Source organism: Phenylobacterium sp. (assembly GCF_044372605.1).
GTDB lineage: Bacteria > Pseudomonadota > Alphaproteobacteria > Caulobacterales > Caulobacteraceae > Phenylobacterium.
In genome coordinates this window covers 1-9,212 of record NZ_JBILRO010000132.1, presented here as the reverse complement: position 1 = coordinate 9,212, position 9,212 = coordinate 1, and the positions used below count along the sequence as shown (strand labels likewise).

General features: G+C 65.5%; 11 protein-coding genes. 1 reads left to right on the top strand and 10 read right to left on the bottom strand.

Going from position 1 to position 9,212, the window contains the following annotated elements:
- Positions 1-162: 162 nt before the first annotated feature.
- The gene (locus ACIQ42_RS11530; RefSeq protein ID WP_397422328.1) at positions 163-1,218 is read right to left on the bottom strand and encodes an SO2930 family diheme c-type cytochrome; all 1,056 of its coding nucleotides are present in this window, start codon (positions 1,216-1,218) and stop codon (positions 163-165) included.
- On the bottom strand, positions 1,215-2,426 hold the full coding sequence (locus tag ACIQ42_RS11525) for a parallel beta-helix domain-containing protein (protein WP_397422327.1): 1,212 nt from the start codon (positions 2,424-2,426) through the stop codon (positions 1,215-1,217). Before ACIQ42_RS11525 ends, ACIQ42_RS11530 begins: the two co-directional genes overlap by 4 nt.
- An 86-nt stretch (positions 2,427-2,512) precedes the next feature.
- Here ACIQ42_RS11525 and ACIQ42_RS11520 point away from each other — a divergent pair, with 86 nt between their 5' ends.
- A complete protein-coding gene (locus ACIQ42_RS11520; RefSeq protein ID WP_397422325.1) occupies positions 2,513-2,941 on the top strand; it encodes a GNAT family N-acetyltransferase in 429 nt (142 codons plus the stop codon).
- On the opposite strand, the gene ACIQ42_RS11515 is transcribed toward ACIQ42_RS11520, so the two are convergent.
- The 8 genes from ACIQ42_RS11515 to ACIQ42_RS11480 form a co-directional block, all read right to left on the bottom strand.
- Positions 2,920-3,936 carry an adenosine deaminase gene (locus ACIQ42_RS11515; protein ID WP_397422324.1) on the bottom strand — a complete coding sequence of 339 codons (1,017 nt, stop codon included), beginning with the start codon at positions 3,934-3,936 and terminating at the stop codon, positions 2,920-2,922. The two genes, ACIQ42_RS11520 and ACIQ42_RS11515, sit on opposite strands and share 22 nt — an antisense overlap.
- A 103-nt stretch (positions 3,937-4,039) precedes the next feature.
- Complete coding sequence (gene yihA / locus ACIQ42_RS11510) at positions 4,040-4,636, bottom strand: ribosome biogenesis GTP-binding protein YihA/YsxC (protein WP_397422329.1); 597 nt, start codon at positions 4,634-4,636, stop codon at positions 4,040-4,042.
- A 47-nt stretch (positions 4,637-4,683) separates the two neighbouring features.
- A complete protein-coding gene (yidC, locus tag ACIQ42_RS11505; protein ID WP_397422323.1) occupies positions 4,684-6,483 on the bottom strand; it encodes a membrane protein insertase YidC in 1,800 nt (599 codons plus the stop codon).
- Complete coding sequence (gene rnpA, locus ACIQ42_RS11500; RefSeq protein ID WP_397422322.1) at positions 6,480-6,893, bottom strand: ribonuclease P protein component; 414 nt, start codon at positions 6,891-6,893, stop codon at positions 6,480-6,482. Before rnpA ends, yidC begins: the two co-directional genes overlap by 4 nt.
- Before the next feature lie 25 nt (positions 6,894-6,918).
- Positions 6,919-7,053, bottom strand: coding sequence for a 50S ribosomal protein L34 (gene rpmH / locus ACIQ42_RS11495; protein WP_068877158.1), 135 nt, complete (start codon positions 7,051-7,053; stop codon positions 6,919-6,921).
- A gap of 81 nt (positions 7,054-7,134) precedes the next feature.
- On the bottom strand, positions 7,135-7,881 hold the full coding sequence (map, locus tag ACIQ42_RS11490) for a type I methionyl aminopeptidase (protein ID WP_397422321.1): 747 nt from the start codon (positions 7,879-7,881) through the stop codon (positions 7,135-7,137).
- Between the two features lie 10 nt (positions 7,882-7,891).
- The gene (locus tag ACIQ42_RS11485) at positions 7,892-8,872 is read right to left on the bottom strand and encodes an NADPH:quinone oxidoreductase family protein (RefSeq protein WP_397422320.1); all 981 of its coding nucleotides are present in this window, start codon (positions 8,870-8,872) and stop codon (positions 7,892-7,894) included.
- Positions 8,872-9,212 (bottom strand): alpha/beta hydrolase fold domain-containing protein (locus ACIQ42_RS11480; RefSeq protein WP_397422319.1); only part of this gene is annotated, 341 nt, incomplete at its 5' end. The genes ACIQ42_RS11485 and ACIQ42_RS11480, both read right to left, overlap by 1 nt.

Here is a 9,212-nt window from a genome sequence, read left to right as displayed (position 1 = left end):
CGCCGGCGTCATGGAGGCGGGCGCGGAGCCTCGCCTCGTAAGCGGCCCAGGCGGAAGCGTCGGCGGCGGGTGGGGCCGGAACAGATCGCGCTGGAGCCTGAGCCAGGGCGCGGTCGGCGGCGAGGCCGGCGCCCAGCGCCAGAAAGGTGCGCCGCCCGACGCTCAAGGGCGCTTCATTCCGTCGATCCAGGCCCGGATGAGCGCGACGCCCTCGTCGTGGATCAGGGTGCGCCCCAGTTCGGGCATCATCACACCAGGCTCGTTCGACGCCACCCGATAGGCCAGAATCGAGGCCTCCGCGTGTCCCGGCTCGATACTAACCTGCAGGTTTCCAGAGCCGCGACCGGCGGCCACCGGCCCCTTCCCGATCCCCAGCGCTGCGGGTCGGGTCTCTTCGACGCCAAGGAACAGGCCGGAGTTGCTGGCCACCGCGCGAGGGTTGTGACAATGGGCGCAATTGGCATCGAGGTAGGCCCGGGCGCGCCGATCCAGGGGCTCGGCTGGATCATCCCAGCGCGCGGTGCGCGGCGCCGTCCCGGACGACGGCGCGCCGCCCAGCAGGCCCTTGCGGGTCCAGTGGACCAGTTGGTTCTCCGACCCCTCGGGATAGTCGAGTACGCCGTTGAGGTTTCGTCCCTTGGGTCCTATCGGCGTGATCGTCTCATCGAGCTGGTGGCATTCCTTGCATTGGTTCTGGTTGGGAACCGCGTAGTCCACCGAGCGGGCACGCCCCTGATTGTCGACGAAGGCCACGTCGACCCGCGCTCCGGCCCGCTTGAGCACCGCTTCGGTCTGTTCCGGGTTCCAGAGGTAGGTCTGCGCGACCCAGCCCGAAGCCTTGTGGATCAGCAGGCGGGTCTCGATGTAGCGGACGTTTTCGGCTGGATTTCGAAGGTCCGCAGGATAGGCGAAAGTCTTCACCAGCACGGTCCCGACCGGAAACGCAAAGACCTCGTCGCCGCGGTACTTCGCCCGGGTTCCCGGCGGTAGCCAGGCGAACCGCAGTTTTTCCGCATAGTCTGTGAACAGCGGCGTGTTCAGGGCGTAGGGAGTCAGGCCGGCGTTGATCTTGCGGCCGGCGGCGTCGGTAAACAGCCGGTAGTCCGCCAGTTTCGGCGCCGGGGTCTCGGCCAGCAACAGATCAAGCGCAACACCGGGCGGCGGCGGCGCGGCGCCCAGGCACAGCAGCGCCGCCAGTCCGGCAAACCACGCCTTCATGCGCCGAGGTCAGCCTGTCGCTTCGGCAGGACCACCGCGTCAGGTTCCGCGATCTGCGCGTCGCCGACCGTTTTGGCGACCGAAGGGCGGGCCTTTTCGATCTGACCCGGGCCGGGAAGGTTGAGATTCAGCACCGGACCGTCACTGATCCGGACCTGGGCCACATCCGGCGAACCCGCGAAGGTGGTCACGCCGTCCCAGACCACCGGCGGCAGGCTGCCGCCCATCATCTTGGCGATCATCGGGCCGCCGTCGAACTTCGGGTCCCAGCCAGTCTTCCCGATCCGGTTGTTCCGTACGACGATATCGCGCGGCAGGGGATTGTAGCTCTTGTCGTCGAAGGTGCGCGTGTAGCTGACCAGCATCACCGCCGTGCTCTGATTACCCGATATCTCGTTGTCAAAGACGTGGACGTTGCGGTTGGCCATCACCATGATGCCGGTGCCCGTAGGCACGCCCGCCACGATATTGCCCTTGGGCGCGAAATTCGGCGTGTCGTTGTCCACCACCTTGTTGCGGTAGAGGCGCGTGGAATGACCGCCCATCTGCGGCAGGTTGGGCAGGTCGAACACCAGAATGCCGCCGGTATTGCGAGTGGCGACGTTGTCGAAGACGTCGGCGTTCATCGAGTTCTCGATCTCGATCCCGGCCACGTTGAACTCAGCGCGGCTGTTCTTCACCACGATGTTCTTCGACTGGCCCACATAGATCCCGGCGTCGGACGCCCCGCGCACCACCACCCGGTCGATCAGCACATTGGTCGAGGCCACCGGATAGACGCCATACGCGCCGTTGGTCTCCTTGGGGCCGCCGGTCCATTCGACCCGCACGTTCAGAAAGCTGATCTCGTCAGCTCCCTTGGACTTGATACCGTCGCCGCGACTGTCCTCGACGGCGAAGTCGCGGACCGTCACCTGATCCGAGGTGATCAGCAGCCCCTCACCGGCGCCTTTCTGCCCCTTGAACGACAAGACCGTAGCGTCGGGGCCAGCGCCCTTGACCGTGACATTGTTCACGTCCAGCGACAGGCCGTCCGTCAGCTCATAGCGGCCGGCGGCGAACTGCACAGTGTCGCCCGGCTTTGCGTCGAGCAGGGCCGTCTGGATGCGCTCCTGCGCATCGGGTCCCGGCCCCACCGCGATCGTTCTGGCTTGGGCGGCGCTCGCCAGGGCCGTGGCGGCGAGCAGGGCTGTCGCAAGTTTGATCATCGGGGTCCTCCTGGCGCTGCAGATCGAGGTTAGACCTCAAACGCGTCGCTCTTCACAAAGTTGACGAGAACCCTAAGGTCAGCGCCATGGATGTCCAGATCATACGCGTGGGGCCCGCTCAGGCCGATCTGCTGGATCGGGTTGCAGAGGACGTCTTCGACGACCGGATCGATCTGGCCCGGCTGGCGCACTACCTGCGGGACCCTTCGCACCTTATGGTGGTTGCGACTTTCAACGGAGAGGTCATTGGCCAGGCGCGCGGTGTCGTGCATCGACACCCGGACGCGCCCACCGAACTCTACATCGACAATCTCGGCGTCACCCCCGACCGTAAACGCGAAGGCGTAGCCACCCGCTTGCTGGACGATCTGACGGACTGGGCCCGCAGTCTCGGGTGCGAGGAAGCCTGGGTGGGCACTGAAGTCGACAATGAGGCCGCACGCGCGCTCTACAAGGGGCGCGGGTCAGAGGCGGAGCCTTTCGTGCTGTACTTCTACGAGTTCGAAGACAGGTAGGCGTCTATTCCGGCAAGATGTGCACGGACCACATCCGGCGGCAGGAACGAGCCGGTGAAGCTGTTTTTCGCCAGGGTGACGAGTTCGGCGCGCGATAGTGAAAGCGCCTGGGCTGTTTCAGTCCAGTTTCGTCCCAGGTACCCACCGAAGTAGGCCGGATCATCCGAGTTGATTGTGGCCTTGAGGCCGAGGTCCAGCATTTGCTTCAACGGGTGCGCCTTCAGGTCGTCAACGACGCAGAGCTTGAGGTTCGACAGCGGGCACACCGTCAGCGTCATCCCCTCTCCCACAAGCCGCGCCACCAGCGCCGGATCCTCCAGCGCCCGATTGCCATGGTCGATGCGGTCCACGTGCAGCAGGTCCAGAGCTTCCCGGACATAGCCCGGGGGGCCCTCCTCACCGGCATGGGCGACCCGCTTCAGGCCCCGCTCCCCGGCGGCGGCGAACACCCGCGCGAACTTCGAAGGCGGATGGCCGACTTCAGAGGAATCCAGGCCGACACCGAGGATTCGGTCGAGATATGGCTCTGCCGCTCTCAGGGTCGTGAAGGCGGCGTTCTCATCCAGGTGACGCAGGAAGCAAAGAATCAGACTGGACGTAACGCCCAACGTCCGCTCAGCCTCGGCCATACCGGCCAGAAGCCCTTCGATAGCAATACGGAACGGCAGCCCGCGATCCGTATGGGTCTGGGGGTCGAAGAAAAGTTCGACGTGGCGGCAGCCGTCGGCCGCTACCCGTCGGAAATAGGCCATGGCCAGGTCCTGGAAGTCCTGCTCCGTCATCAAGACGCCCGCGCCCTGGTAGTAGATGTCCAGGAAATCCTGCAGGTTTGAGAAGGCATAGGCCGCGCGCACCGCCTCGACCGAGCCGAACGGCAGGCTGATGCGGTTGCGCCGAGCCAGGTCGAACATCAGCTCGGGTTCGAGGCTCCCCTCGATGTGCAGGTGCAGTTCGGCCTTGGGCAGACCCTGAATGAAACGGGCGAGGTCGGTCATGGCCTACGTCCTCTCCGGGCCGGGTAGCGGCGTCAAGGTCTGCGTCAATCCGCACCTTGCGGCGAACGCCGCAAGGACGAGTTCGACGCCTGAATTGGCCGCATCAAGCGGCGCAGGCCGCTACGATCTCGGCGCGCAGCTCGGGGATGCCTGCACCCTTTTCGGAAGACGTCGCCAGCACCCGCGGGAAGGCCGCAGGGCGCTTGGCGATCTTGCGCTGGGTTTCGGCGGTGACCTGGGCAACATCGCGGGCGCTGAGCTTGTCGGCCTTGGTCAGGATAATCTGGTAGGAAACGGCTGCCAGATCAAAGGCCTCCATAGCCTCCAGGTCCACGTCCTTCAGGCCGTGACGGCTATCGATCAGCAGATAGGCGCGCTTGAGGTTGGGGCGGCCGCGCAGATAGGCGCGCCCCAGGTTCTGGAACTTGTTCTTGGCTTCGCGGCTGACCTTGGCGAAGCCGTAGCCGGGCAGATCGACCAGGCGCAGGGTCTCGTCACAGACGAAGAAGTTGATCTCACGGGTGCGTCCCGGCGCCGTAGATGCCCGCGCCAGATGGGTGCGTCCGGTCACCGCATTGATCAGCGACGACTTGCCCACGTTGGAACGACCCGCGAAGGCCACTTCCGGCAAGTCTGTCGAAGGCAGACCATCGATGGCGACGGCGCCCATCAGGAAGGCGACGGGATGCGCGAAAAACACCCGCGCCGCCTCCAGCGCCTCTTCATCGAAGGCGACGGAGGGTTCGCTCACGTCAGTTCCGCGGGCTTGCCCGTGATCCGCCGGATCAGCTGGTCGATGGGATTGTCCACCTTGAAGCGCCGCATGATCACATACTGCTGCATGGCGGTCAGAATGTTGGACCAGGTGTAGTAGACCAGCAGGCCGATCGCGAACTGGGCCATGATGAAGGTGAACAGGATCGGCATCAGCTGGAAGATCCGCTGCTGCATGGGGTCAGGCGCGGGCGGGCTCATCGAGGTGGTGAGCCAGGTAGTGATCCCGTAGAGGATCGGCAGGATGCCGATGTGCAGGAAGCCCGGCGGCGTACCATAGGCCAGAAGGCTGCCGATCATGGGCGCCGTGCCCGGATCCCAGGGGATCAGGCCGAACAGATTGAAGATCGTCGTCGGATCCGGCGCCGACAGGTCCTTGATGAAGCCGAAGAATGGCGCATGGCGCATTTCGATGCTGATCTGCAGCACCTTGAAGAGCGCGAAGAACACCGGAATCTGAAGGAGGATCGGGAAGCAGCCCGCCAGAGGATTAACCTTCTCGCGCTTGTAGAGTTCCATCAGCTCCTGCTGCTGGCGCGCCGGATCGTCCTTGAAGGTCTTGCGCAGCTCCTCCATCGCCGGCTGCACCTTCTTCATCTTGGTCATCGACTCGTACTGCTTGTTGGCGAGCGGGAAGAAGACCAGGCGCACGACAACGGTCAGCAACAGGATGGCCACGCCGAAGTTGCCGACGTGCTGGAAGATGAAGGCCAGGAACTGGAAGATCGGCCGGGTGATGAACCAGAGCATGCCCCAGTCGATCGCCTCGTCCAGATGGGCGACGCCCAGCTTCTCCTGATAGGCCTTGAGAACCGGTTCCTGTTTGGCGCCGGCAAAAACGTGGATGGTGGAGCTGACCTGCTGGCCCGCCGCAATGGTCCGGGCCTGCCCCACGAAGCTGGCGTCGAAAATGTTGAGCGCCGCCGTCTTCGTCACACGGTAGCGGGCTTCCATCTTTTCAGCCTGCGCCGGGATCAGGGCTGTCAGCCAGTAGTGATCGGTGATGCCGATCCAGCCGCCGGTGGACGGATAGACCGGGCCACCGCCCTCTTTCTCCCACTTGGCGTAGCGTATCGGCCGACGCTGGCCGTCCATCCAGCCCATGCCGCCCTCGTGGACGACCGAATTCTTGCCAAGGTGTTCCGGCACCCCCTGGCGCTGAACCGAACCATAGGGCGCCAGGGTAATGGGCAGACCGCCGGCATTGGCCACGCTGTCGGTCACCGTAAACATGAACTTGTCGTCGACCGCGATGACCCGGGTGAACGTCAGGCCCTGGCCATTGGCGTAGGTCAGGGTGATGGGATTGCCGGGTGACAGCACCGAGCCCTTCGCCAAGGTCCAAAGGGTCTGGGCAGTTGGCAGCCCGGGAACGTTGGCGCCAGCCCAGCCGATGTCTGTGAACAGGGCGTGAGTAGCGCCTTCCGGTCTCAGCAGCTCGACCGGCGGAGACCCCTTGTCCAGGGTCTGGCGATACCCCACGAGGTAGAGATCATCGATCCGGCCGCCGCGGAGCGACAGCGACCCCTTGAGCGCCGCGGTCTCGATGGGAACACGAGGACTGGCTCCGATCGCGGCCTGCCGGGTCATGGCCTGGGGGATCTGCGGGGCCGCCAGACCGGGGCCTGCCGGCGCCTGGGTCGCCGCCGCCACGGCGGCGGCGGTCTGTCTCTGCTTGGCCTGCGGCTCAATGACAAAGAACTGATAGACCATCAGCAGCAGAGCCGCGCTCACGAAGAAGATGATCGTGTTGCGAGTGTTTTCGTCTCTCATGAGCGGGGACGCGGGTTTCCAGCGGGGGAAGGGACAGGCCCGTTTACATGGGGGGCCTTGCGGTCGGCGGCGAGCCTTAACAGCGCGCTTTTCACATCGTCAAGCAACCGGGTCCAGTTGCGCGTGATCACGCCCGTGCGCGCGATGATCACATAGTCGGTTCCGGGGCTGGCGATCAGGGGTAAAATCTGGCGGGCGGCCTCGCGCAACCGGCGTTTGGCGCGGTTACGTTGCACGGCGCCGCCGATGCGTTTGGTGGCGGTAAAGCCGACACGGACCAGGGCGCTATCGTCCTCACGGGGCAGGGCCTGGACGACGACAGCTCCCCTTGCACAGTAAGGCGCCTTGGCGCAGGCGAGGAATTCGCTGCGCCTGGTCAGTTTCTGAATGGAAAGGGCGGCGTCCGTCACCCGGACACCTTATCTCACGCCGGGCTTAGGCGCTCAGGCGCTTGCGACCCTTGGCGCGGCGGCGCGCCAGGATCTTCTGACCATTCTTCGTGGACATGCGAAGACGGAAGCCGTGACGGCGCGCGCGCACGAGGCGGGACGGTTGAAAAGTGCGCTTCACGGGGAAAGCTCCGGGGTCGAAAATCGAGCGGCGGTGGATAGTCGAAGGGCGCGGACGTGTCAACCACGGTGGTGCCAGGTGCTATGCCAGCGTCAGGACCAGCGGCCCGTTCCGCGTCGCCACCAGGGTGTGCTCGTACTGCACCGTGGGTTCGCCGCCTGGTGGGCGCAGCGTCCAGCCGTCGCCGGTTTCCTCGACCCAGTCGGCGCCCAGAGACAGGAAAGGCTCCAGCGTAAAGACCAGCCCTTCGGTGATCTTTCGCCGCTCGGACCGCTCGCTCCAGGTCGGAATTTCAGTGGGATGCTCGTGCAGGGCGCTGCCGACCCCATGGCTGGCCAGGTTGCGGACAAGGCTATAGCCGTTCTTGCGCGCGAACGCTTCGATCTGCCGGCCGGGCGCGGCAAGGTCGCCGCCGGTGCGCACCGCGCGGATGCCGGTCCACAGGGCGCGGCGGCCATCACGGCAGAGGCGTTCAACCTGCCTGGAGACTGGCGGCACGGCGAAGCTGGCGCCCGTGTCGCCAAAGAACCCGTCGAGTTCGGCCGAAACATCGATGTTGATCAGGTCGCCGGCCTTGATCGCCCGGTCATCGGGGATGCCGTGCGCGACGTCAGGTCCGATCGAAATGCAGGTGGCGCCAGGGAAGTTGTAGGTCAGCTCAGGCGCCGACCGGGCGCCCTCCAGCTCCAGCATCTGCCGTCCGATCTGATCAAGCTCCCGCGTCGTGATCCCAGGCTCCAGCGCCTGCCCCATCGCCTGCAGCGTCCGCGCCACCAGAGCGCCGGCCGCCTTTAGTTTTTCCAACTCGTCTTCGTTGCCGATGGTCATTTGGCGGTTCCTACAGATCCGGCCGGATGATGGTCTTGCCCACGACCTTGCGCTGGGCCAGCGTCTCGAAAGCCGCCCGCCATTCGCTCAAGGGATACTCGGCATCGACGCGGGGTTTCACCAACCCGTCCTCGGCCATCTTCCAGATCGCCTCGTTGTTTTCGCGGCCCTTGCGGGGAAACTGGCGACCATACTCGCCGGCGCGGACGCCCATCAGCGAGATGCCCTTGATGAGCGCGATATTGACCGGCATCACCGGCAAACGGCCAGACGTAAATCCAATCGACAGCAGCCGCCCGCCAAAGGCGATGCAACGCACGCTCTCGTCGAACACATCGCCGCCGACGGGATCATAGATCACGTCCGCCCCGCGCCCACCGGTGATCTCCTTCACCCGCTCGCGGAACCCGCCGGTGACATTGACCGTGGCGTCGACGTCATATTCAGCGGCGATCACCGCCAGCTTCTCGTCAGAGGCCGAGGCGGCGATCACCTTGCAGCCCAGCAGCTTGGCGTAGTCCACCGCCGCCAGGCCCACGCCGCCGGCGGCGCCGTGAACGAGCACCCACTCGTCGGGCTGGGCGTCCGCACAGCGCTTCAGCGCCACATAGGCGGTGAGGTAGGCCACCGGATATCCGGCCGCCTGGCCGAAGGTCAGGTTGGCGGGCTTGCGCCGCAGCCCCTCAACCGGAACGAGGGCAAACTCCGCAAAGCCGCCCCGGCCGCCGCAGACCACCGCCTCGCCCACCACGAAGCTGGTGACGCCCGGGCCCAGCTTGTCGATCTCGCCGGCCAGCTCCAGGCCACCGACGAACGGCACTTCGGGCTTGTGCTGGTGCTCGCCGCGCGTCTGCATCAGGTCGGGGAAGTTCACGGCCGCAGCGCGCACCCGGATCCGCACCTGCCCCGGACCAGGCTCTGGCGTAGGGATATCCTTGACCACACAACCGGCGTAATCCGCCTTCAATTCCTCGACGACGAGCGCACGCATCAGGTCTTCACTCCGTCATAGTGATCGCGGACCAGCCCCGCGATCTCGCGGCACGCCGCGTCGGCCGCCGGTACCGCACCCGTGAACGAGGCGAAGCCGTGGCAGAGACTGTCGTAGCTGCGCCAGGTGGTGGCGATGCCCGCCTCCCGCAATTTCTGCCCATAGGCGGCGCCCTGATCGATCAGCGGATCGAACCCTGCGGTGGCGATCACCGCCGGCGCCAGGCCCGAGAGATCCGCCGCTTTCAGGGGCGAAAGCCGCGGGTCGGCGGGATCAGCGTCGGGGCCAAGATAGTGCCCCATGAACCAGTCCATCATCGCGCGATTCAGGGGAAAGGCGT